The following is a 23,809-nucleotide window of genomic DNA, read 5'->3' as shown; positions in this document are numbered from 1 at the left end:
CTGGTGGTCATTTCCCCCCCCCCCAGCAGCGAGACCATCCTGGACACCCTAGGTCCTATCCCCTTCGCATCCAACGCCTTAGGAACAGCCGCCGCCAGTGCCCTCTCCAGTCAGGCGGTCATGCAGTATTTGCAGGCCATCTACCAGGCCACCAGCCAACAGGCCGTCGTGGCCGCCCTCAGCGCTGGCGGCAGTGATTAGTACGCTGCCAGTCGTAAATTGCAGCGTTGCTGAGCGGCGGCTCCAAGCCCCTATGGCACACCCAGGGTGATCAGGGAACCGTTTGGGCTGATCCTGTCGCGAGCATTCATCTTAAGCTTGACCAAGCATTAGCCAAACATTGTCTCTTGTGGGATAGCCGTCCCGGCTGTCATTGTTCAATGAGTATTTATTGAATACAGCGAGGACTGCCACCGCCCCTGGTGGGATAGCCGTCCCGGCTGTCATTGTTCCATTAACCCTAGGTTCCATTAACCCTGAGTGCGGGCTTGTCGCACCATTGCAATCAAGGTTTGGTGGGCATCTTCCGAGTCCTGAAGGCGATGGTCGAACAAAATACGCACAGGTTGGGTACTGCCTGCCACCTGGGCCAATAAATCCATTCCCTCTGGGTCGATCGCTTGCATTTGGGCCGCTGTCACCGCTGGCAGTTGGCCAAAAACACGGGCATAGAGGGCCACCGCATCGGCATGATCTTCGTTCATGTGTTTGCAAATCCGATCGCTGACCGCAGGCGTGATGGCGTCCGCCATAATGTTCCCCCTAGGCACACGTTAAAAACCCTGGCAACCCGTCCCAATCAGACTGCCTGCCGTTGCCTATTAAACCAAGCCAGTGACCAGTACGGCAAGCCACCTCCTAAAGAAAAATGCGCCGCTCTAAGGCATAGGTGGCCGTCAGATCGCGATCGGGATAGGCCGGGTTTAGGCTCGCCGTATCTTCCGCATCCGGGTCTAGGGGAGCGGTGGGGACGGGGCCATCGGTAGCTGGGCGATCGGGGGCGCTAGGCGCGATCGCAGCCGGATCGGCAGGACACGGAGACACAACTGGTGTGGTTGGTGAGGCTAACGGTCGTAGCCGCAAGGGAGTGGGTTGCGGCGTTAGGGAGGATAATTCACAGGCAACCCGGCAGTGAGGCCAGAATTGGTAAACCCAGTGTGTATAAGTCATGACGCATATAGGGGCTGTAGAGGAGCCAAGCAGAGATGGGGCATTACATCGGGCATTGCAATATGCATTGGCTCACCCTAGCAAAGGGACTAACGCGATCGCCTCAACCAGGCTGGTCACCCGATCGGATGAAGGTTGGCCAAGCCCAACCGGATCAACGGGCGATTTGGCTAAATCAGGTCATAATCTGGGCAGACTGAATGACGCTGCTGGTAATGATGCTGCTTGTGAGGAGAGCGTCCCATGCTCCTAGTGGTTGATATTTTCTCCCTCATCACCCAATTTTTCCTATGGGCCGTGCTGGGGTCGCTGCTGTGGTATCTGCTCCTGCGGCTGATTCCCCCCTTCTGGTTAACCGTCCTGGGGGGAATGTTGGTGTTCCTCCTGATCACCCTCCTGTTCCGCAATGCCGGGGGGGGCACGATTGGCATCATTGGTGATTTACTCCTACCCTGGCTCTTCACGCCCCTAGGGATTGTGCTTATCCTGTGGCTCACGACCGTCGTGGGTATCCGCAAGGGGGGGATTCTGGCGGTTTCCATGCTGACGGCCCGCATTGCCTTGCCCTTGCTGTTGTTGGCCAGTTTGCCCTTTGTGGCCACCCTCCTCACCCGTGAGTTGGAAATGGAAGCCCTCCATGAGGTCCACCCCCTCCCCGATGTGGCCGGTCCCCTGGTCTTGCTGGCCGATAACGCCACCCGTCATGCCCACTTGAGCAACGGCCTTGAACTGCCCAACCAAGTTCAGGTCATGGATAACCGCATTCCTTATACGGCGGAACTCTACCAAGGTCGGATGAAAAAAGATTTCCCCCTGATTGTCTGTGTGGCTACCAATAACGATGGCAATTGGGAACCGGAGGTCCAGGCGGCTGAGGATACGGCGATCGCCCTCCGGGCGCATCGGCCTGGAATCGCAGAGGCGGAAATTTTGCGGATACGCAAGGATGCCATCACCCGCACCCAACTCGTCCCCCCCGATGGCAGCAGCCACGAGGTCGAGCGCCAGCCCTATTGCGCCGGGGCCAATCTGCGCCAAATTGGCGAACGGGTGAAGGAACTGGTCCAGGGTAATCAACCCCCCAATCGTTTAGTGCTGGTTGGCTCGGCGTTGGAAATGTCGCGGGCAGTATTAACCTTTGAGCGCCTGGGCCTAGAACCGATCGCCCGTCCGACCAATTTTTATACCTTTGCAGCCCCCAACCCACCCCCCACGGAACCCGATGCCACCTGTGCGGCGGCCAACCCAGTCCGCCTGCGGGGAAAACGGGGCGATGGGAGCTTTGCCCAGTCCACCGAGGGCGAGGGGGTACCCACGACTCCGATCGACCAGGGGCCTGACACCCGTGAGCGTCCGCCCTGTGTGCCCGTGCCAGAAACGCCATCTCGCCCCCCGTGGCCTCGCCCGACGATCGCCGGTTTGATCCCCAGTGCCACCGCCCTGGCCCAAACCACCCGTGCCCTCAGTGAGTATTTAACCTCGATCTTTTACTTCCTCCGGGGGTGGATCTCCCCCTTCCGCAGTTAGCCCATCCAGGTGATACCCTAGGACGCCTTCGCGCGCGGGACAGCGGGCAGCGGCTCTAGCGGCGGGGCAGGTAGTTGACGGGGCCACGGGACTGCCGGACCATCCACCCACAGTTGTTCCTGGGTGATCGACTGGGCCAGCAAGCGCCGATATAAATCACTCAACTGGCCAGCCACACTGGCCCAGCTAAAGGTTTGCCGGACACGGTTCGCAGCTTGCTGCTTTAACTGATTCACCCAGGCTGCATCCGCTAGGACCCGCTCAATGGCATGGGCAAAGGCCATCACATCTTGGGAGGGCACCAATAACCCCGTTTCCCCCGGCATCACAGTGAATTTGAGGCCCCCAACATCTGAGGCCACCACGGGTGTCCCACAGGCCATCGCCTCGATCGCGACCAAGCCAAACGGTTCGTAATGACTGGGAATCACACACACATCGGCGGCGGTGTAGTAGAGGGGCAGCGCCTCGTAGCTGACTTGCCCCACAAACTGCGTCACGCCCTGTACACCCAGGTTTTGGACCAAGGTTTCCAAGCGCATCCGTTCGGGATCATCGACTCTGTCGGCCTGACCACTCCCCACCAACAATAACCGCAGGTCGGGGTGGGTGTGGCGCTCATAGCAGTGGGCAAAGGCCCGAATCAGGGTTTCAACCCCCTTATGGGCCGCAAACCGTCCCACATACAGAACCACTTGCGTCGGGTCAGTCAACCCCAACTGGGCACGGGCCACCGCCTTGGGGAGGCTGCGAAAATGCTCCAGATCCGCCCCGCAGGGAATCATTTCAATCCGGCCATCAGCAGCAATGAGTCGGTGTAAGGCCTCCTGTTCCTGGGGGCTAGTGGCCACAACCCGGTGGGCATGGTGCAAAATTTGTTGTTCGACCTGCTGGCGCGTGGCGGCAATGGCTGGGCGTTGGGGGCAGGCTTGATATTCAATACATCCCAGGGTGTGGTAGGTGTGGACCAATTGTACGTTGCTGTGCTGCCGAAGCTGCAAGCCGCTCCACCCGGACAACCAGCCATTGGTATGGACAAGGGGATACTGCGTCCCCTGCTTGGTTTGAAAGGCATGGAGGGCTTCGACAAACTGGGGCACATGGGCAAAGACCTCCGCCTCTGGTAAGTGGGTGGGTGGGCCAGCCGGGAGATGGACGGTCCGGCAATGGGGGCCATGCTCAACGATCGCCGCCACATCCGCGTCCGCTTTGCGGGTAAAAATATCCACCTGCCAGCCTAACTTGGCCAGCGCTTCCCCCACCTGGCGCACGTAGACACTTTGTCCGATCGCGGTTCCCTCCACCTTCGTCGCCGTCGGATCACCCTGTACCGAGATCAGGGCGATCGGCTGGCGGGCCATGACTGTTCGTCGGGCTGCCGCAAAGGGGGCTGCCGCGCTTTTCACCACCGTGTCTTGCGGCATCGGGGGGTGGCTATTATTCATTCCGGTTGCACGACCCCTCGCAGACGGCTGGGAAGGCACTGTCATGACCACACCTCACACACATCATATTAAGTTGACTATAATTCAATTCACCCAAGAGTAAATTCTGACGGGGACAGAATCCGATCCCCTGTTATGATGCCCCCATCTTTGTACACCACCCCACCGTGGCAACAAGCCACTGTTATTCACCACTCTCAACGGCTGCTCTATAGCTTTGAACATTGGACAGGGAAACCCTTACTGACGCTGGCTGGCAGTGAGGCTGAAATTGCCCAAGCCCTGTTTGAAGCCCCCTTTGTCCTGATTTCCCACGGTACTGAAACTGACCCGATTTTTAACTACGCCAACCGCCGCGCCCTTGAACAATGGCAACTTGACTGGGACACCTTTACCCAAATGCCCTCTCGCCGTACCGCCGAACCCCTGCTGCAAGCTGAACGCGATCGCCTCCTAGCCCAAGCGGCCAGTCAAGGCTATGTCGATCGCTTCAGCGCTGTGCGGATTACTCCTACCGGGCAGCGCTTTCGGATTGAGAATGGTATCCTCTGGAATGTGATTGATGCCACGGGTCATCCCTGGGGCCAAGCGGCAATCTACACCCACTGGGTACCATTATAACCGGGTACCATTACAAACATGGCTGGCCCAGTCCACCCAAGCTTGCCGCACCTGTCTGGCCGGGATTGCGCCCAATGTCCAATATTGCATATTACCTTTCGTGCTGAGTTTTTAATGCTGAGCCTTTAGTGCTGAGTGGGATCGATGGTGAACGAAATCGATCGGGACGGGGCTGACGTTGCCTGACGGTCCGTTTGCTCAGCCACGCCCGAACGTCCGGACGCCGCGTATTGCTCAAAGGGAGAGGTGGACGCACGGGACCCAGAGGCAGGGGACATATCGGATGGGGTGACGACTGTTGACACGGGTTGAGCCAACTTGACTGGGGGCATGCCCAAGGAGGCAGTTCCCGACAGGGGCCGTTGCCCTGGAAATCCCACCCGCTTGTCGTGGTTAGACGCGATCGCCAAGAACACCCCCCCCAGGATAAACACAGGTAAGGGAAACGTAAAATGCTGTACCCACTGGTATAGCTCGGCTAACCCAAACAGCAGCACAAAACTAGCGATCCAGAACTTCATTCGCGCTTTTTTACGGCATCTTGTGGTTCCTTCACCAGACTAGCGTGAGTTTGGGAAATGTCAATTCCAGGCCATCCACCCATGAACTGGGTGGGGAACCGTCCTCTAGGGGCAACACCAACAGATTATCCATCTGCCGCCAACGCCCGCTGGCCCCCCTGCTCTGGGCGGTTAGACCCAGAAAGTTTGCAGAAGTTGTCCCAACTTTCCTGACGCCGACCCTTACTTCCAGTATCTGTGTCTAGATATTTTGGCGCAGATTTCCCATGACAATCTACACCGCTTTACTAATGACCAACCTGGCCATTGCTTCACCCATGCCTAGTCTCTCGGCTCCGGCATTTGAGCACCTGAACAGTTCCCTTAATCCCGTGCAAATAGAAGCCTTACAACCAGAATACCGGAATAGTTTTGATCATCGCGGCAGTGGCCGTTAGACAAGGTTGGGGGCGTCGAGCATGATTGGCCCAGGCCCGATGGCTGCCATAGCTGCCCACCGGCAATTGACTACTTGGGGTTAGCGATCATTATTTGATTAATGGCATCAAATAATACTAGATGAGCTAAGGGTAAAGAATCCCGCAAGCGCCCCAAAAGTAATGGTGGTTAAGCGTATCCCCCAAGTTGCCCGAATTCAGGTCAGTACGCATTAAGTATCCAGCGATCTGCGAACACGGGTATGCCTCAAGCATACTGTCGAAAAAATTACTTGTTCCTCAGGGTGTCTCCACATTTTTTCCACATCTTCAGTGCTAAAGTCCAATCTAGTCAGTACACTTGTCTAAGCCAATGGAGCCAACCGATCGCTGCTGCCCGCAGGCGCTACTGCCGATCGCCAGACTTCATCGCCCGCATGCCAGCGGGTGTGCCTTGAGACCAGCCTCTGTCAGTGATGGTACGGGGGAGCTAACGGGTTTTATACTGTGCCCCGATCGCGTCCGTTTGCCGTAAGTCCTGACAATCAATCCCATTTCTCCCATATAATTAATTGAAGAGGGTGCATCAGAATGCTAGCAACTGTTACCTCCTGGCAGATCAGAACAATTCGCTACGGTTCATGGCAACCGGGTTGGCCATTGATACAAGGTTTAACGCTGGGAGGCTTAAGGGAGGGTTGAGCTTAACGATCAATCCAGTTTTTTTAATGCGCTGGTATCCAGTCGCGATTGCTCCCTTCAGTTGGCAGCAACTATGATCCCCACTGCAAGTACTCCGACGACTATGACTAGTAGAGATGTTGATCTGATTAGACGCCTTAGCCCCAGCGCGATGGATCAGATCCTGCTGTATTTAGCCTTTAGCGCCATGCGCACAGGCGGACATCGGCACGGAGCCTTCCTAGATGCGGCGGCCACGGCAGCCAAGTGTGCCATCTACATGACCTATTTGGAGCAGGATGAAAACCTGCGCATGACCGGCCACCTGCACCACATTGAGCCGAAGCGGGTCAAAGTCATTGTCGAGGAAATGCGGGAAGCCCTCGCCAAGGGCAAGTTGCTCAAGATGCTGGGTTCTCAGGAACCGCGCTATCTGATCCAATTCCCCTATGTGTGGTTAGAGCAGTATCCCTGGCAACCAGGCCGATCGCGGGTTCCCGGCACCAGTCTCACGTCGGAGGAAAAGCGGCAAATTGAACAAAAGCTGCCCCCCCTCTTGCCCGATGCCCAACTGATCACCTCCTTCCAGTTCATTGATCTGATCGAGTTCCTCCACAGTCGCTCCCAGGAAGATCTGCCCACGGATCAGCGGATGCCCCTCAGCGAAGCCTTGGCGGAACATATTAAACGGCGTTTGCTCTACTCTGGGACGGTGTTGCGGGTGGATTCGCCGTGGGGAATGCCCTACTACGCTCTCGTGCGATGTACTTATTCCCCCGAAGATGAGGAGGAGCGGACCTTGATTATGATCGAGGAAACCGCCCGTTACTTTAGCCTGATGCGCGACTGGGCCGATCGCCAACCCCGTGTTATGCGGATTTTGGAGGAATTGGACATCCCCGCCGATCGCATTGATCAAGCCCTAGAGGAGTTGGATGAGGTGTTGCGCCAGTGGGCCGATCGCTACCACCAGGAAGGGGGCGAGTCCATGATCCTGCAAATGGTCGTCGGTCCCAAGGCTATCTAGGTCGGCAACGGTGCGCGATCGCCCGCCAGTGCTGAGTCCCCGATCGCCCGCCCCTGATCCCCCGGCAACACTTCTCCTGCGGAGGTGCCATGCAAACGATGCCCCTCTCCCTTGTCAAGCCCACCCCACCCAGCCACCAGCGCCACGACGCCACTTGGTCAGACTACGTGGCCATTCGGGACAACCCGGACATGGACTGGCGCCAACTCTCTTTTCATCGCGGATGGTTGTGGGTCGATATGGGCAAAGAAGGGCCAAATCATGCCTCGTTCAGTGATTTGATGACAGCCATTTTCTTTGGGTGGGCCTTTCTCCACCCGGAGGTGGTCTTGCAATCCTATGGTCGTTGCCTGATTGAGCATCCCGACACCCACGCCTGTGCTCCCGATCTGGTGCTGTATAAAGGCGACCCTATCCCCAAATGGCAGCCCGGTGAACCCCGCCGCATTGATCTCCGCCACCACCGTTTACCCGACTTGGTGGGGGAAATTGCCGACACCACCCTCAGCCTTGACCTGGATGAACAAAAGCAACTCTACGCCAGCCTAGGCATTCCTGAATACTGGGTGATTGATGTCAAAGGACTGCGGGTATTTGCCTTTGGGTTGACGGCAGCGGGACATTACGCGGCGATCGCCCACTCTCAAGTGTTAACCGACTTGCCGATCGCCCTCCTGGAGCAAACCCTTGAACGTCTGACCACGGAAACCAATACTGCCGCTGCTAATTGGCTAATGCAACAGTTACGGTAGGCTTCAGTTGACAGCCAGATGTCAGTCAAGGCAGGTCAGTCAAGAGGTTCGTTAAAATAGGCATGTCCTTGCTTCCAGCAGCTTTGGGTAACGATTCTCCTGCGAAGATGCCCTGCGAACGATGACGCTCTCCCTAGAAAAGCCAACCTTTCCGCTTTGCCAGCGCCACGATGCTACCTGGTCAGACTACGTGGCGATTCGGGACAACCCGGATATGGACTGGCGCAAACTCTCCTTTCATCGCGGGTGGTTGTGGGTCGATATGGGCAAAGAAGGACCCAATCATGCTTCGTTCAGTGATTTGATCACCATCATTTTTGGGTTTTGGGCATTCCTCCACCCGGAGGTGGTCTTGCAGTCCTATGGTCGTTGCCTGATTGAGCATCCTGATACCCACGCCTGCGCTCCCGATCTAGTGCTGTACAAAGGCGACAATATTCCCAAATGGCAATCTGGTGAACCCCGCCGCATTGATCTCCGCCACCACCGTTTACCCGACTTAGTGGGGGAAATTTCTGACACCACCCTCAGCCTTGACCTAGACGAACAAAAGCAACTTTACGCCAGTTTAGGGATTGCGGAATACTGGGTGATTGATGTCAAAGGACTGCGGGTGTTTGCCTTTGGGTTGACGGCAGAGGGACGCTACGCGGCGATCGCCCACTCCCAAGTATTAGCAGACTTGCCGATCGCCCTCCTGGAACACACCCTCGAACGCCTGACCACGGAAACCAATACCGCCGCCGCCAATTGGTTAATGCAACAGTTACAGCAACCGGGAAACTAATCAATAACCCTATCTAAGCCCAGATCAGCGTTCGTAGTCACGACTTCAGTCGTTCCAGGCTAAAGCCTGTACTACGAACAGTTGGTAGTCACGACTTCAGTCGTTCCAGGCTAAAGCCTGTACTACGAACAGTGTCGGATTCCCGATGCAAGTGACTAGTTGGAACTTGTGGGGGTTTCGGTGTGGGCGATCGCGTAGTCTCGAAATCGCTCTAGATCCGCCTGGAGGGTAGACTCCACAATCCGTCCGAGGAACAGCCGATCCATGAGTTGACCCAGGATGCCGGGAATGGCGTAGGCAATGCTGAGTTTGACAATGCTACTGCCCTTGCGATCGTAGAACCGCACCGCGCCCCGATTCGGCAACCCGTCCACCGATTCCCACTGGATAATCTGGTTGGGCACCAGTTTCAGGACCCGCGAGAGCCAGCTAAACTCAAAGCCACCGGAGGCTAACTTCCACTGGGAGAGTTCCGGCGTTTCCTCCAGGATATGCACCGACTCAATCCACTTCATCCAGCGGGGCATCTGCTCTAGATCCGACCACAGTCCCCAGACAACCTCGATCGGCGTGTCCACTTCAATTTGCACACTATGCTCTAGCCAATCGGTCATAGGGTCTCCAAAATTGCTTGGGCCGCGCGCCGCCCGGAAATCGTCGCTCCTTCCATGCTATCGATGTAGTCCTGCTGTGTGTAACTGCCCGCCAGGAAAAAGTTAGCAATCGGTGTTTTTTGGTCGGGACGGTAGGGGTCCATGCCGGGGGCTTCCCGGTAGAGGGATTGGGCGAGTTTAACGACGTTATACCAGGTCATGTTTAACTCGCGGGCGGAGGGGAACAGGTCGTGGATTTGTTTCAGGGCGTACTGGGCGATCGCGTCATTGGCCATGCCCACAAATTGATCGCCGGGGGTTAACACCAGTTGAATCAACGAGCCTTGTCCTTCCCGGTAATAATCAGCCGGACTCGACAGGGCCAGATCCGAGAAACAAGAAAAATCCGCATCGGCGGAATACAGAAGGTTGTCAATGCCAGCGGCTGCTTGGAGTTGCTTTTGTTTGGCCCGATCGTTGAGTTCCGTCACCCAACCATCAAAGCGGAGTTGCACCGTCGCCACCGGCACCGCCTCGAGTTTGTAAATCTTGTCAAATTCCGGCCATTTGCGCCAAGCGGCGGGCAGGAGTCGTTGAATTCCCGGCACGTCACACGCACACAGATAGGCATCCGCCGTCACAGTTTCTGTCTCTTCCCCCTTCGCGACCACCAGCCCAGTAACCTGGGTTTGCGCCTGCTCATCCGCAAATAGAATTTCCCGGGTGCCCCGCCGGGTATGGATTGTCGCCCCTCGCTCTTGGAGATAGTTCACGATCGGCTGATGCAGATAGGTATCCGGTGACCCCTTGAGCATATTCAGCTTGGAAGCCTCGGTCTTCGCGGCAAACATCTGAAAAATGGTGAGCATACACCGGGCCGAGATGTTTTCCGTGTCAATAAACCCCAGGGCCAGTGCGATCGGATTCCACATCCGTTTCAGGCTGCTATTAGACCCGCCATGACGGCGAAACCAGTCGGCAAAGCTGAGGCGATCGAGGGCACGGATTTGCTTCATAGCCCCCTCATAGTCGATCAAACCCCGCACAATGGGACTGGTGCCGAGGGCGATCGCGTTTTGCAGTTTATCGAGCCACGACAATTGGTTAGTCGTAAAAAATGCCTTTAAACCATTGAAGGGCGCACCAATGGGAAACCGGAAATCCAACTCTCCCACCTGCCCCCCCCGGTTAATAAAGGTATGGGTATGGGCCTTGGGCAGCAAATTCTGGCGTGCCCCCACCTTCTCCATCAGGGCAAAGAGGTTGGCGTAGTTAAAGAAGAACACATGCAGGCCCATCTCTATATGGTTGCCGTCGGCATCTACCCAACTGCCCGCCTTACCGCCCACAAAGGGCCGCGCTTCAAAAAGGTCTACCGTATGTCCGGCATCCACGAGATCTACGGCAGCGGCCATCCCCGCCAAACCTGCACCAACGATCGCCACCCGCATCCTGCTTTATTCCCAGCCCAAGTTGACATTTCGTTACAAATTGTAGCAGCTAGCCAGCCAGAGAAGCGCCATCCAACCGCTTCACCCAGACAAGCACCCCAAATCTAAAATCTAAAATCTAAAATCTAAAATCTAAAATCCCCCCACCCTACTCCTCTTCCCAATCTTCCCAAACCCAATCAGGGAGGAACGGCGGTTGTAATTGGAGGGGGCCGAGGCCCAATTCGTTGGGAGTGAGGAAAGGCACCTCATAGAGTCCCAGCATATGTTCCGCTTGGGGATTTTCTCGCGCTACCGAGATCCCCATCGCCACCACTAGGCCACAATAGCCTTGCGTGGAACGACATCGTTGATCCCATTTCTTGCGGGCATTGCGGTGGATCGGATCATGGGCAAGGTATTCCCCAAATAACTGCAATTGCTGATTGGCCAGTTGGAGAATCCCCAGATCAAACTGTTCCTCCCCAAACGGATCTTCCCCTGGATTAAAGCAAATTGCCGCCAAGCCCCCGGCCTCAGCAATCTGCTGGAGCAGTTGTTTCGCCTTCGCCCGACTGGTCTGCACAAGAACGATCGGCAACCCCTGACCTTTTTCCGGGAACGTCCGCTCCGGTTTTTGGTAATGCTCCGCCCGTTCCCGCACTACCCGCACATGGGTCCACGGTAACATCCCAATACTCACGAGGCATTTTTCCGGCAGCAGGTTATTGCGCAGGATCGGCATCTCGCTCTCGGTTTCTGGTCCCAGCAGTTCAGTCGCTAGGTCCGGTAACGTTTCAACCTTGACGGTGACAGTGGGGTGAGTCGGCGGCTGGCTCGACTTCGGCGAGGTCTCCGTTGAACGCTTCGAGGCCAGTTGTAGCTCAGTAGCCACTGGCACGGGGATCTGGAAACGGCTGCTCAAGGCTGGAAACTCTTGATGTTGTAGCTTCCGGGCGTGCTTCTGGATGAACCGATGCAACCCCTCCAACGCCAGAAAAACCGTGATCGCCTCCTCTGTATAGAGCATCGGGCGAATTCCCTCTAGCGGATGAATGTTCCCAAAGTTGGGTTGAATTACCGCTGGGTCCAGCGTCGCCAAATCCATGCCCTCATCGGCCTCCTCCTCGCTGGCCTCATAGGTCACAAACAAGCAATCCTGTTGCAGAAACGCCTCCTCCATCACCTCCAAGGAGTGCGGTTGCATGGCCGAGGCGCGAAATTGCTTGAGCGATTCGAGCGATCGATACAACAACAGACCGTACTCCATCCCCAACATCCCCATGATCGACACATAGAGTGTTTCTGGCTCCGTCGTCCCCCGGTGCTCACCCGCCTCGCCCTCCGAACCCCCAACGGGAGGCACCGTAATCGCAATGATCTGTTGCTCTTGCAGATAATCCCACGGCGCATCCTCCCAAATCGTTGCGGCAATCCGGTTAAGCAGGGTCGCAAATTGGGGGGGGAGTTGGGGCGGGCGGTTGCTCGAAAATTCCTCAAACCCCCGCAGCAGCTCGTCGATCACGGGCAGGGTTGGCTCATACTCGACGACTATATCCAGGTTCTGGAGTATCCCCCTTAGCAAAAACTGGAGTTCACGATCGCGCACCACAATCTTCCGGGGCCGCGCTGGTTTTGTAAAACTATGGGGATGCTCCATTGCCCGCAGCAGCGTCCGCACCACCGCCTCATGCCCCACCTCCGGGGCCACCACGTCCATTGCCCGCACCACGCCCTCGGAACCGTCTACCCACAGGATGCACTCCCCCGCCGCATCCCCATCCCGTGTACTCATCCCATTGGGCAAAACACGGCGATCGCCCTCCCAAACACTCGTCAATTGAGGTAATTGCCGTAAACGGCGACAAGTTGTGCGGTTCAGGGTGGTCATAATTCGGTGTTCTCTTTCACAGAAGTTCCAACAGTGTCATTCCGCTCCAGGTCCCTGGCAGTCTAGCGTTTCTGGCGATCGCTGGCGATCATTACTGACAGCCTGGGGTGTCGTCTGGGCTGACTTCTGCTGCACAAAGCTGGAATTCCATACCCCTAGGGAAATGGCATAGATCCTATTTTCACTTTAAAGGGAAACGCCTGGGAACGCTCAACTTTGCCCGCTTGGGTTCAACCGGACACCAGAACCGTCTGGGGGATGACCGGCTTTTGACGACAGGATTTCTGGTGGCCGGAGAGATCGGCGTATCGATGGCTGGGGTTGTTTACCCTAGAATGAACTCAAGTATGCAATTTGTCTTGGGTAGACGGGTTGCAAGTTTTCAATATTAACAAGTGATGGAGGTTAATGAACCCATGCCTCAGGCCACGGAATCTCGGTCCCAGTCGATTCAATTAACAGAGGCGGCTCTCCAACAGCTACGCTCACTCCAGGAGAAGCAAGGTAAGGCGCTATGTTTACGGGTCGGGGTGCGCCAGGGCGGCTGCTCGGGGATGTCCTACATGATGGACTTTGCCGATCCAGATACCATCCAACCCGATGACGATGTGTCGGATTACGGGGCCTTTAAGGTCGTCTGTGATAAGCGCAGTCTGCTCTATATCTATGGTATGGTGCTGGATTACAGCGACGCTCTGATTGGTGGTGGCTTCCAGTTTACCAATCCGAACGCGACCCAAACCTGTGGCTGTGGTAAGTCCTTTTCCGCTTAAGCAATGACGACTGAACCTTCTGACACTCTAGTCCCCCCCGCATCGGCTACCCTGCCGGTTGATACCGTGTTTGATCAAGCCCTCCAACGATATCGTGAGGGCGAGTCACCGGCTACCCTCATTCCGGTCTTCCGGGATATTTGCGATCGGGCAACCAAAAGCAGCCCCGCTTGGACCTGCTTGGCGTGGCTGTATCTGCTCAATGATCAACCCAAGTCGGCCTATAAGGCAGCCCAAAAGGCCGTGAAGCTGAACCCGGAAGATCCCCAGGCCCGGATCAATCTGGCGATCGCCATGTTAGAAACTGGCCAAAAGGGGGTGCGTCCCCATGTGGAGTTGGCCCAACAGGTCGTTGGTGTGGTGGCGGAGTTACGGGAGGAGGTGCAGGCCAATTTTGCGGATGGGCTACAGCGCAAGCCGGATTGGGCCAGCCTCCAGCGGGTCCAACGCTGGATTTTTGAGTAAACGCTGAGATCCCCCAGGCCACTGTTCGCGCAGCGTCTCCGCAGGAAAATCGCCATGAAGGAAAAATTCTTAAACGGCTTAAACTGGCTTCTGGTGGCCAATACAGGCTTCGTGTTTTTTAGTTTTTGCTGGTTGGTGGTCGCGGTGATGGGGCGATCGCTGGATGTTCCCCTAGGGTTAGACCTGTGGTTACGGCTGTGGGAACCAATCTTTACCCCCGCGATCGGCATTCTTATGGGAGGCGCGATCCTGAGTGGTCTGATTAGCTGGATATCACGCCGGTTTTTCCCCGCCGATGAATCGGGACGCTAGCGATAGGGACCTCGGCCTAACCCATTTCCCGGCGCGAACACACCCTAGCGGTCTTAAATTCAGGTGTCGCAACCCTCTGCGATTCTGCGTGAGGGGACTGTGTTGGGAGGAGACACATCACATGAACGATCGGTTGCCAAGATCGGTTTCAAAAATCTGATCGACCGTGAGCGCCAATCCGGCAAATTCCACAGAGACGATTTGCTGCCGACAAGGCTCTGCCAACGCCTCCTGTTTGCCAAAGACACCGACTTCTCGGTAAGCTTCTCCTGCCAGCGCCAGCACCATGACCGTTTGCGCCACGGGATCAATCAGCCAATATTCAGGAACCCCGATCGCCGCATACTGGGCGCGTTTGTGGAGGTAGTCGCGATCGTGGTTGGTCTGGCCTGGACTGACCACTTCTACGATCAGGCGGGGTGGGGGCATATCCAGAGTGATGGTCAGCCGTCGTTGAGTAAGTTCCAAGTGTATGGGTCGCAGGACAACCAGGTCTGGATAGCGATTGGCAGCATCCTTGGGTTGTAGGATCGGCACTTGCAGTTCCAGGGTATGGATGCGGATCAGGCGAAGCGGCGCGATATTCGCTTGGGCCAGCAGAAATTGCAGGTAGTTGGCAATCCAGTTATTCAGTTCTGACTCTGGCGGCAATGCAACTAACTCTCCATCAATAAGTTCGTAACGCCCTGCGATCGGGGTTTCGTTACTGTAGGACAAATAGTCTTCAAAGGTTGCGAGTTTTACGCTGGCTTGAGTCATTGCCCTTTGCCCACAGACGGTGTTTTGATCTTAACGTGCAGGCGGCGATACGCCTCTGGCATGGCCATTCTCATGGGAGGCGCGATCCTGAGTGGTCTGATTAGAGCTGGATATCACGCCGGTTTTTCCCCGCCGATGAATCGGGACGCTAGACAAAATTTGTCCCCAGATCTGGGCAGTCTGGGGGAAAATAGCCGATACTAGAAGCGACTGCCGCATCCCATTGCCGCACTTGTGAGGAGAGTATTGCGATGAAACGTCTAGCCAATGGCTTCTATGGCTTGGGCCTGTCTTTGTGTGCCAGCTTGGGCCTCCTAAGCATGATCGGACCTGCTGCCAACGCCCTGCCCGGCCAACTCAACGAAGAAGTGGAAGCCTGGATTCAAGCCCATCCCACCCTGCGCCCCGCCAGTGGCGAAAAGCTCCTTGTCCGTAAGAGCAATACCCCCGCCCAGCGCTTTGTCTTTCAAGCCTCCGTCTTTCCCCCCGGTCGGGTTGCGCCAGTCGATTCCAGGGGCATTATCCGCACGGAACGCATCCAACTTTTCGATATGGTCAACGGCGTTAACCGTAACCGTTTTGAGGAATCCCTGCGGGCGATCTATGGTCTTGATATTTACCAGGACTACGCCCAAGCGGAACCGGTCTTCAGCTATCCCACGCCCTACGATGTCCGCGAGGCCCGCGATCGCCAAACGCCCCTACAAATGGCCCTCAATGGTGAGATTCGATCGGGAAACCGCTTTGGCTACTGGCTGGAAATTGCCCAACCTGCTAGCGGCAAAGCCTATAGCGGCCATCTGGTGATCTTCGCGAAGGAGTACCTGGATAAGCTGGAAACCGAGCTGCGTAATCGCTAAGGCGGTAGGGATAGTCCAGTGGAGGGAGGTAAATCGGGGATGAATCTGGCAGTCTTGCACTGAGTTGCGCAGAAACGTTTCGACAAGGGGACAGGCAAGCCTCTATAGTGATCAGTTGGGCGATTTGCCAGGGGCATTGCTGGCCAAACAGGGTAATCACCTCCTTTGGCGGCTGAGCCGCTCCAGGGAACCCGCCCATCCCGATTGATCCTGCCCCAGAACCATTATGCAAACCTACTATTACATCCTTGCCAGTCAAAAGTTCCTCACCGAGGAGGAGCCGATGGATGAGGTCCTGCGCGAACGGACGCGTCATTACCACGAACAGGAAAAGGAAATTGACTTTTGGCTGATTAAGCAACCCGCTTTTCTAGAGGCTCCGGATTTGGCTGCCGTTAAGGCAAAATGCCCCCAACCCGCTGCCGCGATCGTCTCGAGGAATGAGCAGTTCATTATCTGGCTTAAGTTGCGGCTGGAGTATGTCCTGACGGGGGAATTTCAAGCCCCCTCGGAGACCATTCCTGATCCCCTCGCCTCCTTGGCACCCGCTGCTTAGGAGATAGGTTTTTGTTAGCCTCCCCCGCGCTCAACGCGGGGATTCCTATTGTCTTTACCAAGCAGTTGGCTGAAACGTGGTGTCATTGGCAATCGTCACCGTATCCCCCGTTTGCTTAATCACAAACAACCCCTGCTGATAGGCATAGCGATCGACCCCCTCATCAATTTCAATCCCCGCCACCGCCCCATAGATCGCATACCCTTCATAGTGGGGAAACGCCTGCCGAAACTGGGCCAACTGCGCCAAAAAATCCGCCACATCCTGACGCGACAACCGTGACTTCACCTCGATCGCCACTGCCACATCCCCATTCACTGCAAAAATATCAATCTCCATCTGCGCCCCAGGTCGATAGGACTTCATCTGGAAGATCGTTGTGTGTACCTCAATCCCCCGTTCCTGGAATAACCGCACCACCGCCGGTTCCACCAGATTTTCCACAAATTGTCCCCACCGGGTCGTCAGCCCCGCCACCGCACGACTCGTATTCGCCGCAATCCGTTTCAGTTCTTGCAATTGCTGCTCCGATTCTGCTCGCTGGCGATCGGCCTCAGCCGCCCGGCGATCGGCCTCCGCAAAGCGGCGATCGGCCTCCGCTTGGGAAGCCTGGAACAGCGCATAAATATCAGCCAGGGTTACAGAGTCAGCCATGAGATATCCAGCTTGCGGGTAGGGATCTACTCCCATTATTGCCCCTTACCGCTGCATGGCTAATCCTCAGGAGATCACCAGCGGTCGCTAACATATCTAACGAACTTCCGGTGGATTGCCTGACACGGGACTGGGTGCGCGGTCGCTGCCAGCCGTAGGTGTTGGCGATCGCGCAGCGTCTCCGCAGGAGAATCGTGATCGCTCGCCCATTGTGAACTTCCCGATCGGCGGTTGCCCCATGCCACTGGTGAGCCGATAGCTTTGGGTAAGTAACCAAAACCAGAGAGCCGGATAGCGCGGTTCCAACCACGATCGCAGCCGCTGCGTTAACCCCGGTAGCCAACCGAAACACCAACTCAGCAGGGCAACGACGGTGAAATCAACATAACTCCTGAGCCAGATCAGCATATCTTTCGGACCGGCCAACTCCCAAATCCAGAGCAACATGGCCGGATTTTGACTCGCGGCAGTCAGGGCCAAACGGTTGAAGGTCCACCAGTCAATTTGATCCTTCATAAACCGCTCAGCAACTTGGGGATCAGCACCAGCTAAAATCCCAAAGAACGTGTTGAGCATGGCGTTAATCCGTTCCGGCGGCAGGTATTTCCCCGTGGGGACCATCATCCCTTTGGAGAATAGCCAGGTCACCGACAGGTTACTTTGGTAAGCGCGAATTTGATTCAAATGCTGGGCGCTGAGCAAATCATGTTTCAAGGCCGTATCCAGTAAATCCGTCAGCCGTCCCAAGTTACGCACCAGGGAACCAAAACCCGTGAAAATTAAAGGTGATTGGAGAGAAGCCGCATCCCCGATCGCAATTAAGCGATCGAAGGCCACCTGGCGATCGCGCCCACTCGTCGTAAAGTAACCAGGAATATAGCCAAACGTCGGTTTCTTCCAGGTCAATTGGTCCAGATCACAGCGACGGTATTCCGGGAAAATCGTGAAAAAGTCCTCGTACATTTCCAGCAACGAGCCGGGGTTGTCGGGGTGAATTTGATGGTAATGGAAAAGATAGACCGTCAAATCCTCGCCGTGGACCGGGAAGAGTTCCCAAATTAACTGGCGACCGCGGGAAATATCGCCATGACTATTTAACACATCACCATACTGGCTATCCCACACTTCCGGACTCAGACCACTGAAAACGGCCCCCACCGTTGGGCACACGCTATCAAAGGCGCGACCCTTATTTAGTTGCCATGCGATCGGGGAGGCTGTCCCCATTGCATCCACCAGGAGCCGCCCCTGGACCGATCGCTCAGCTTGGGTCACCAAATGCCGGGTTTGCACCGTCACCTGGGTGGGATCAACATCCACCCGCTGAAATTCCGTTTCATCCCAGATTTCCCCACCCGCAGCCCGCAGCTTCTGACCACAAAGCTGGATTAACTTATCCGAATCCACCGCCACATTCAACACCGTCGGCGTATGCAGAATCGGTGCTTTCGCCTGGGGCGGATTATTGGCATCAAAAAACTTATGAAACCCGTCAATATATTCACGGGCAATAATGCTCTCAAACTCCGCCGCCGTGAATAACCCCAGATCAATCACCCGCTGGAACTCATCCCTGGAAATATTCCATTCCCGGTTCATCCGCCCAAAGGGCATCCGTTCAATCAATAAGACCCGATAGCCCAACTGAGCCATCGCCGCCGCATGGATCACCCCTAGGGCACCGCCGATGTAGATCAGGTCATAGCTGGGTGGGGTTGCACTTAACGGTTGGGTCTGGGAGAAGACGACTTGCTGGGGCGATCGCGGCTGGCGCACTCCTTCCCGCCAGCGTTGCTCCCACCAGTAGGCGCGGGTGAGGTCATATTCCCCATTGGGAAATTTCCGGAAATATTCAACCGTCTTGGGATAGTCGGCGGCTAAGGCGTCAAAGATGGACTGCTGGCTCAGGTCGATCGCGGGCGGTTCCGGGTAGTGGTGCGGGAATTGCTGCCGGATCGCCTGGGTCAGTTGCGCTAACACCTGACGTTCACCGGGAAGCGATCGCGCCGCCCAACGAAAGGCTTTGAGGTATGTCGTCCGTTGCAGCGACCAGACGCAGATAGCCAATTCTTCAGGCAGAGAGCCATCCGTGGCCGCCGTGCTAGCAGCCATTGGCACCCTATCTGTTTGGGGACACAGCCGTATCCCGGTCTTTGTTGTGAGTTTGCCCCAGGCTCCGCCCGCAGTGGGTTGAAAGCCCTGCTGAAGCCAATCACACACAGCAGCGGTATCGGGGGTAGGGATTTCCAGGTAGAGAACTTCTTGCATCAGCCTTCACTCAACCGTCAGGGGGGAGCCACGCGGGGAAATTCGTGCAGCATTCTTAAAGAAGCTTAAATGGTTGGGGACACTTCTGGCGAAGGGGCAGGTTACTATAAGGTGCTATGCGGTACTCAATCCCAGCTAATGCCCAGGAAGTCTTGGACTTGCAATCCCAGCCGATCGACGAGGAAGTCGTGGCGGCAGCGATCGCGGGTGTGATCCGCATTGCCCGTGCCCAGGGGCGCACCCTAGAGGACCTCTCTGCCGAGTTATTGGCCGAAGATGGCGTTTTAGATAAGGCCCAACGGCGCTGGCTCCAAGAACTAGTCACCCATGCCTGGGAGAATTTGCCTTAGGTGATCGCCCGTCCAAACGATCCTCGTAGGGGCGGGTCGTGCCCAAACCTACCCCATAGACTGACAACCGTGATCGGCCAGCCCAGTCCAGGTTGGCGGCCATCTTTGGATATCCCCAATGTCAATGTGCCCAATCCCAGGGGGCAGGTTTACCCAGTCTGTCTGTCTCCAGGCAACATCGTTTAGGGGTGGTGGAAGCAACAGGTGGGTGAGAACGCACCTTGGTGCCTCACTTACAAGCGGCGGCCATCCCCGTTGCCGTGACCAATCCGCGTCAAGTCAAAGCCTTGGCCGTGGCTTTAGGGAAACCGACTGCGGCGGCAAAAACTTTCCCCAGTCTCTTGACTTTCAACTGACTTTCAACACAATCGCTACAATTTCTAAAACGATCGCTTGAACCGTTAGGTGAATCAATGGCCCTGCATCACACATAATATTTAATGCTGCTTTACTCGTCACCCCTGAGGCCCCACTCCATACCCTTCCCGGTGTGACCATTGCCCACGCCACGCCGTCCCACTCCTGGAAATCTTGGGAAGTAACCCAGTCAGATCTGGATAACCACTTTACCCTGCACTTGGCGTTCCTCTAGGTAACGGATGGCGGCGGGGACTTCACTGAGGGGATAGGTGCGATCGATCATGGGCGTAATTTTCTCTGCTTCCAAGAGGGCTTTCAACGTTAGGAGATCAGTCTGATTGGGCCGGGATACCAAACACTTGATTTGCTGTCCTCGACGCTTGGAGAACCAGGGACCGAAAAGTAGCGTCCGGAAAAGTTCGCGGGTCGCACCGCCCACCAGAACATAGGTGCCTGTTGGGGTGAGGACGGGTAGATAGTCAAAAAAAGGACGATAGGCGGCTGCATCCAAGATCAGGTCGTACTTCTGTCCCGTTTGGGTGACATCGATTTGCGTAGCGTCCAGGATGTGGTCAGCACCGAGTTGCTGTACCCGCTCAATTTTGCTGGTGCGGCAAACGGCAGTGACTTCTGCCCCCTCGGCTTTGGCAATTTGGACCGCAAATGATCCAACACCGCCAGAGGCGCCTAGAATCAATACGGCTTGTCCGGCCTGAAGCTGTCCCATATCGCGTAGACCTTGCAGGGCAGTCAGTCCAGACTCGGGCACCGTGGCCGCCGCCGCAAAGGAGAGGTTGTTGGGCTTGGGAGCCAAGGCCGCCTCTGGGGCACAGACATATTCAGCAAAGCCACCAAACCCCGATTCTGACAAGTTGCCAAAGACGTCATCTCCCGGCTGAAATTGGGTTACGGCTTGACCGACGGCTACCACCTGCCCCACGATCGCCGCACCGAGAATGGGATACTTAGGCCGCCGTAAGCCGCCGTAAATGAAGCGAACCAAGAAAGGGATAGCCCGCATCAAATGCCAAACACCAGCATCTACGGAGGTCGCCCGAACCTTGACCAACACACCGTTGTCTGAGGGGACAGGTCGGTTCACAGTGGCTAAGCGCAGTACATCTGGTGCGCCATATTCGGTTTGCACGATCGCCCGCATGGTTGGCAGGTCGGGCACTGCTGTTGGGTGTTGGTTGGTTGACATCTGGCTGCTCCCCTGATCACCAAGGCTAGTATAGCGATCCTGGCTGCCTTAACTGGTGACGGGGCGTGCTTGTCCAAACCCCTTGGGGCCGGTGAAATCACGCGCTTCCCTGGGACGAGATCACACCCCCTGTTATCCCACCATCACACGCTATTCCCCGCAATATCACGGATACCTCCCTCCGGCATCACTGTCTTGCTCAGCAATCTCCCGGATGATAAACACATCAAGCCAAAACTCCAATCGAGAGGACCAACCCATGCAACTTACCTATCGCGGTACGACCTACACCCAAGCCCCCACTGCCGTTGCTACCGCCCGCAAAACCATTGGCCAATATCGCGGCGCGACTTGCGAAATCACCACAACCACCCTCAACCCCGTGAGCCGCAAAGTCCAGATGATCTATCGCGGCGTTGCTTACCTGGGTACGACCAGTCACGCACCTGCCCCCTCGGCTGCTGGTGTTGAACTGCCCATGACCACCGCCTGGGCAATGGTCTAACCTCGAAATTCTGCAACTGGTGCGGCAGATACTCACTCATCGCATTTTTTCCCATTCTCCGAATTGCTCAACGCTCAGAAGATACTCACTCATCGCATTTTGAGGTCCCGGCTATGTCGTCTTCTCAAGCACTCCGTCTGCGTAAAGCACAGCAAATCGAAGAACTCCGTTACCGTTTGCAATACTGTACTTCCTGCGAGGAGCGCGAAACCATTCGGCGATCGCTCGACTTCTGGACGCGCTTCACAATTCCCGCTGATCTCCAACCCGTCACCGTTCCTGAGTCACTACCCACGACACCTAACCTGAAGGGCTTCCATTCACTCCCGCGCTGGCTCACCCAGAAGTTGCAACCAGCGATTCACTAAACCAGCGTTTTCTCTCTGACCCATCAACTCCTAAAGCGCAAGCTTGGGAGTTTTTTTTGTTGCGGCCAGGGGCGATCGCTTTCACCTATTCTGAATACAGCCCAATGAAGTGGGTAAACAGTCGATAAAAGTTAACGATGCCTCTTTACAATTTTGCCGCAGCGACTTTACCCGATGTACTCGTTTGATGGTTTTCGATGCGATGACCGGTCGCTGTCTGGTGACTACCCTGGCCACTACACCCAGAGCCGTGAAGCATACCGTCATCGTTCGCTTGCCCCTGTATCCATCTGGTGAACCCGATTGGGGGAAGTGTGAGTTAGTTGCGATCGCTATGCTGAGCAGGATTAAGGAATTGCCTGATGATGACTCGCCAGATCAAACTCCGATTGCTAGCGCTGTTGTGGGTGTTGGGGATGTTGGGTGTCCTCGCCTTGCTCAGCTTACCGTTGCCGCCTGTGGCGACGGTATCGCCAGTGCTTTTGCGGGGACTAATCCTGCTGCAACCCACCTTGTTGTTAACCCTGGCCGTTGTGCTGGGTGGGTACCTAGCTCCACCCGTAGGGTTGGCAGCCCCGGTAGCGATGGCCTTGGTGCAACAGCAATCGTGGGTACGAGCGATCGTGCCGCAACTGATACCGGGCGTGATTGGGGGAGTCGCTGGTGGGATCGTGCTATCGATAATCACCGCGATCGGTCAATCCTTTTTACCCGCAACTTATCTAGCCGCAGCCCCACCTCCTTGGTTAGTGCGCTTACTCTACGGCGGTATTACCGAAGAAATTCTGATGCGCTGGGGCCTGATGACGCTGCTCGTATGGTTGGGTTGGCGGTGGCGACAGCATCGGCAAGGGTTGCCCCAAAGGCGTTGGGTAGTGAGCGCGATCGTGTTGTCCTCCCTGCTCTTTGCGCTGGCCCATCTACCAGCTCTCCCCGTGATGGGAATTGCCCTGACACCGGGATTAACCCTATTCCTAATCCTGCAAAATTCGCTATTTGGCCTGATTGCGGGGTATTTGTATTGGCGCTGGGGGTTGGAGGCAGCCATGCTTGCCCATATTGTTGTGCATCTTGTAGTTGCGCTCTGGCGGGTTAGCGTGTTGGGATAGTTGGGGACTTGTCTGCAAATTTTCGTTTCAGAATGGGGATATCCCAATGGCAAGCCTGAAGTCAGTCCAGAAAGCCACTGGACTCTTAACCTGCTTTCCCTGGTCTAGGGCGTGACAACGTTGCAACGGGAGTAGCAAACCCTGCAACAGGTCTCCCAGCACCGAACCATACTGAGTTGCTTTAGATTGTTAAGTTTAATATCTGGTCATGAGTTATCATCGGCATTCAATCGATCATGTAACTGGCTCCACAACTGATTTATCTACAGAAGTGTTGAATCCAGATATAAAACTTTACACTTGAGGGTGCGAGAGTCATACAAGCGTTTCTGGAAGCAAATCGTAGCTCCAATGGACGAGCGAACAGCGACGGCTGAGTTCTAGTTGCAAATAGCGAAACTTGTC

28 protein-coding genes and 1 pseudogene are annotated in these 23,809 nt (G+C 55.9%); 18 read left to right on the top strand and 11 right to left on the bottom strand.

What is annotated here, in order from left to right:
• Window positions 1-201: pseudogene (locus ACWIUF_RS03745) on the top strand (metal-binding protein); the annotation flags it as partial.
• Window positions 202-470: 269 nt separating this feature from the next.
• Here ACWIUF_RS03745 and ACWIUF_RS03740 read toward each other — a convergent pair.
• Together ACWIUF_RS03740 and ACWIUF_RS03735 are read right to left on the bottom strand one after the other, a co-directional pair.
• The gene (locus ACWIUF_RS03740) at window positions 471-752 is read right to left on the bottom strand and encodes a DUF2470 domain-containing protein (protein WP_448570884.1); all 282 of its coding nucleotides are present in this window, start codon (window positions 750-752) and stop codon (window positions 471-473) included.
• Between the two features lie 106 nt (window positions 753-858).
• Window positions 859-1,170, bottom strand: a complete 312-nt coding sequence (locus ACWIUF_RS03735) for a hypothetical protein (protein WP_448570883.1) — start codon at window positions 1,168-1,170, stop codon at window positions 859-861.
• A 62-nt stretch (window positions 1,171-1,232) separates the two neighbouring features.
• On the opposite strand from ACWIUF_RS03735, the gene ACWIUF_RS03730 reads away from it, so the two are divergent.
• Window positions 1,233-1,370: a hypothetical protein gene (locus ACWIUF_RS03730; protein ID WP_448570882.1), complete on the top strand. Its 138-nt coding sequence runs from the start codon at window positions 1,233-1,235 to the stop codon at window positions 1,368-1,370.
• A 43-nt stretch (window positions 1,371-1,413) separates the two neighbouring features.
• On the top strand, window positions 1,414-2,697 hold the full coding sequence (locus ACWIUF_RS03725) for a hypothetical protein (protein WP_448570881.1): 1,284 nt from the start codon (window positions 1,414-1,416) through the stop codon (window positions 2,695-2,697).
• A gap of 17 nt (window positions 2,698-2,714) precedes the next feature.
• Here the strand turns inward: ACWIUF_RS03725 and ACWIUF_RS03720 are convergent, their stop codons facing one another.
• Window positions 2,715-4,142, bottom strand: coding sequence for a glycosyltransferase (locus ACWIUF_RS03720; protein WP_448570880.1), 1,428 nt, complete (start codon window positions 4,140-4,142; stop codon window positions 2,715-2,717).
• Window positions 4,143-4,277: 135 nt separating this feature from the next.
• Here ACWIUF_RS03720 and ACWIUF_RS03715 point away from each other — a divergent pair, with 135 nt between their 5' ends.
• Window positions 4,278-4,763, top strand: coding sequence for an MEKHLA domain-containing protein (locus ACWIUF_RS03715; protein ID WP_448570879.1), 486 nt, complete (start codon window positions 4,278-4,280; stop codon window positions 4,761-4,763).
• Window positions 4,764-4,888: 125 nt separating this feature from the next.
• On the opposite strand, the gene ACWIUF_RS03710 is transcribed toward ACWIUF_RS03715, so the two are convergent.
• The gene (locus ACWIUF_RS03710) at window positions 4,889-5,284 is read right to left on the bottom strand and encodes a hypothetical protein (RefSeq protein ID WP_448570878.1); all 396 of its coding nucleotides are present in this window, start codon (window positions 5,282-5,284) and stop codon (window positions 4,889-4,891) included.
• A 266-nt stretch (window positions 5,285-5,550) separates the two neighbouring features.
• On the opposite strand from ACWIUF_RS03710, the gene ACWIUF_RS03705 reads away from it, so the two are divergent.
• From ACWIUF_RS03705 to ACWIUF_RS03690, 4 genes are all read left to right on the top strand, one after another.
• On the top strand, window positions 5,551-5,721 hold the full coding sequence (locus ACWIUF_RS03705; protein ID WP_448570876.1) for a hypothetical protein: 171 nt from the start codon (window positions 5,551-5,553) through the stop codon (window positions 5,719-5,721).
• 784 nt (window positions 5,722-6,505) lie between these two features.
• Window positions 6,506-7,408 carry a heterocyst differentiation master regulator HetR gene (gene hetR / locus ACWIUF_RS03700; protein ID WP_448570875.1) on the top strand — a complete coding sequence of 301 codons (903 nt, stop codon included), beginning with the start codon at window positions 6,506-6,508 and terminating at the stop codon, window positions 7,406-7,408.
• A gap of 89 nt (window positions 7,409-7,497) precedes the next feature.
• Window positions 7,498-8,160, top strand: coding sequence for a Uma2 family endonuclease (locus ACWIUF_RS03695; RefSeq protein WP_448570873.1), 663 nt, complete (start codon window positions 7,498-7,500; stop codon window positions 8,158-8,160).
• 121 nt (window positions 8,161-8,281) lie between these two features.
• Window positions 8,282-8,947 carry a Uma2 family endonuclease gene (locus ACWIUF_RS03690; RefSeq protein WP_448570872.1) on the top strand — a complete coding sequence of 222 codons (666 nt, stop codon included), beginning with the start codon at window positions 8,282-8,284 and terminating at the stop codon, window positions 8,945-8,947.
• 155 nt (window positions 8,948-9,102) lie between these two features.
• Here ACWIUF_RS03690 and ACWIUF_RS03685 read toward each other — a convergent pair whose 3' ends face one another.
• The 3 genes from ACWIUF_RS03685 to ACWIUF_RS03675 form a co-directional block, all read right to left on the bottom strand.
• Complete coding sequence (locus ACWIUF_RS03685) at window positions 9,103-9,561, bottom strand: SRPBCC family protein (protein WP_448570871.1); 459 nt, start codon at window positions 9,559-9,561, stop codon at window positions 9,103-9,105.
• Window positions 9,558-10,991, bottom strand: coding sequence for a 9,9'-di-cis-zeta-carotene desaturase (gene zds / locus ACWIUF_RS03680; RefSeq protein ID WP_448570870.1), 1,434 nt, complete (start codon window positions 10,989-10,991; stop codon window positions 9,558-9,560). Before zds ends, ACWIUF_RS03685 begins: the two co-directional genes overlap by 4 nt.
• Before the next feature lie 148 nt (window positions 10,992-11,139).
• Entirely contained in the window at window positions 11,140-12,861 is a 1,722-nt protein-coding gene (locus ACWIUF_RS03675) for a DUF6930 domain-containing protein (protein ID WP_448570869.1), read from the bottom strand.
• 416 nt (window positions 12,862-13,277) lie between these two features.
• On the opposite strand from ACWIUF_RS03675, the gene ACWIUF_RS03670 reads away from it, so the two are divergent.
• Genes ACWIUF_RS03670 through ACWIUF_RS03660 form a run of 3 tightly spaced genes read left to right on the top strand, consistent with a single transcriptional unit; the run spans window position 13,278 to window position 14,411 of the window.
• Window positions 13,278-13,634 (top strand): HesB/IscA family protein, encoded by a 357-nt coding sequence (locus tag ACWIUF_RS03670; protein ID WP_448570868.1) that lies wholly within the window; start codon window positions 13,278-13,280, stop codon window positions 13,632-13,634.
• Between the two features lie 3 nt (window positions 13,635-13,637).
• On the top strand, window positions 13,638-14,099 hold the full coding sequence (locus ACWIUF_RS03665; protein ID WP_448570867.1) for a tetratricopeptide repeat protein: 462 nt from the start codon (window positions 13,638-13,640) through the stop codon (window positions 14,097-14,099).
• Between the two features lie 54 nt (window positions 14,100-14,153).
• Complete coding sequence (locus tag ACWIUF_RS03660; RefSeq protein ID WP_448570866.1) at window positions 14,154-14,411, top strand: hypothetical protein; 258 nt, start codon at window positions 14,154-14,156, stop codon at window positions 14,409-14,411.
• A gap of 117 nt (window positions 14,412-14,528) precedes the next feature.
• Here the strand turns inward: ACWIUF_RS03660 and ACWIUF_RS03655 are convergent, their stop codons facing one another.
• A complete protein-coding gene (locus ACWIUF_RS03655; RefSeq protein ID WP_448570865.1) occupies window positions 14,529-15,170 on the bottom strand; it encodes a Uma2 family endonuclease in 642 nt (213 codons plus the stop codon).
• Between the two features lie 251 nt (window positions 15,171-15,421).
• On the opposite strand from ACWIUF_RS03655, the gene ACWIUF_RS03650 reads away from it, so the two are divergent.
• Together ACWIUF_RS03650 and ACWIUF_RS03645 are read left to right on the top strand one after the other, a co-directional pair.
• Window positions 15,422-16,030 (top strand): hypothetical protein, encoded by a 609-nt coding sequence (locus ACWIUF_RS03650; RefSeq protein ID WP_448570864.1) that lies wholly within the window; start codon window positions 15,422-15,424, stop codon window positions 16,028-16,030.
• Between the two features lie 226 nt (window positions 16,031-16,256).
• Window positions 16,257-16,586, top strand: a complete 330-nt coding sequence (locus ACWIUF_RS03645) for an MgPME-cyclase complex family protein (RefSeq protein WP_448570863.1) — start codon at window positions 16,257-16,259, stop codon at window positions 16,584-16,586.
• A gap of 54 nt (window positions 16,587-16,640) precedes the next feature.
• On the opposite strand, the gene ACWIUF_RS03640 is transcribed toward ACWIUF_RS03645, so the two are convergent.
• Both ACWIUF_RS03640 and ACWIUF_RS03635 read right to left on the bottom strand, forming a co-directional pair.
• On the bottom strand, window positions 16,641-17,240 hold the full coding sequence (locus tag ACWIUF_RS03640; protein WP_448570862.1) for a DUF3782 domain-containing protein: 600 nt from the start codon (window positions 17,238-17,240) through the stop codon (window positions 16,641-16,643).
• 96 nt (window positions 17,241-17,336) lie between these two features.
• Window positions 17,337-19,508 carry an NAD(P)/FAD-dependent oxidoreductase gene (locus ACWIUF_RS03635; RefSeq protein ID WP_448570861.1) on the bottom strand — a complete coding sequence of 724 codons (2,172 nt, stop codon included), beginning with the start codon at window positions 19,506-19,508 and terminating at the stop codon, window positions 17,337-17,339.
• Window positions 19,509-19,624: 116 nt separating this feature from the next.
• On the opposite strand from ACWIUF_RS03635, the gene ACWIUF_RS03630 reads away from it, so the two are divergent.
• Together ACWIUF_RS03630 and ACWIUF_RS03625 are read left to right on the top strand one after the other, a co-directional pair.
• Window positions 19,625-19,858, top strand: coding sequence for a hypothetical protein (locus ACWIUF_RS03630; protein ID WP_448570860.1), 234 nt, complete (start codon window positions 19,625-19,627; stop codon window positions 19,856-19,858).
• Between the two features lie 221 nt (window positions 19,859-20,079).
• Complete coding sequence (locus ACWIUF_RS03625; RefSeq protein ID WP_448570859.1) at window positions 20,080-20,214, top strand: hypothetical protein; 135 nt, start codon at window positions 20,080-20,082, stop codon at window positions 20,212-20,214.
• Between the two features lie 191 nt (window positions 20,215-20,405).
• Here the strand turns inward: ACWIUF_RS03625 and ACWIUF_RS03620 are convergent, their stop codons facing one another.
• Window positions 20,406-21,422, bottom strand: coding sequence for an NAD(P)-dependent alcohol dehydrogenase (locus ACWIUF_RS03620; protein WP_448570858.1), 1,017 nt, complete (start codon window positions 21,420-21,422; stop codon window positions 20,406-20,408).
• A gap of 259 nt (window positions 21,423-21,681) precedes the next feature.
• Between ACWIUF_RS03620 and ACWIUF_RS03615 the strand changes: the two genes are divergently transcribed.
• The 3 genes from ACWIUF_RS03615 (at window position 21,682) to ACWIUF_RS03605 (ending at window position 23,404) form a co-directional block, all read left to right on the top strand.
• Window positions 21,682-21,927: a DUF4278 domain-containing protein gene (locus tag ACWIUF_RS03615; RefSeq protein WP_448570857.1), complete on the top strand. Its 246-nt coding sequence runs from the start codon at window positions 21,682-21,684 to the stop codon at window positions 21,925-21,927.
• 113 nt (window positions 21,928-22,040) lie between these two features.
• Entirely contained in the window at window positions 22,041-22,295 is a 255-nt protein-coding gene (locus ACWIUF_RS03610) for a hypothetical protein (protein ID WP_448570856.1), read from the top strand.
• 362 nt (window positions 22,296-22,657) lie between these two features.
• Complete coding sequence (locus tag ACWIUF_RS03605) at window positions 22,658-23,404, top strand: CPBP family intramembrane glutamic endopeptidase (RefSeq protein WP_448570855.1); 747 nt, start codon at window positions 22,658-22,660, stop codon at window positions 23,402-23,404.
• The last annotated feature ends 405 nt before the right edge of the window (window positions 23,405-23,809 follow it).

The sequence above is a fragment of the Trichothermofontia sp. genome (assembly GCF_053493415.1).
The sequence above is the reverse complement of the archived record's forward strand: the minus strand, read 5'-3'. Positions and strand labels throughout refer to the sequence as shown.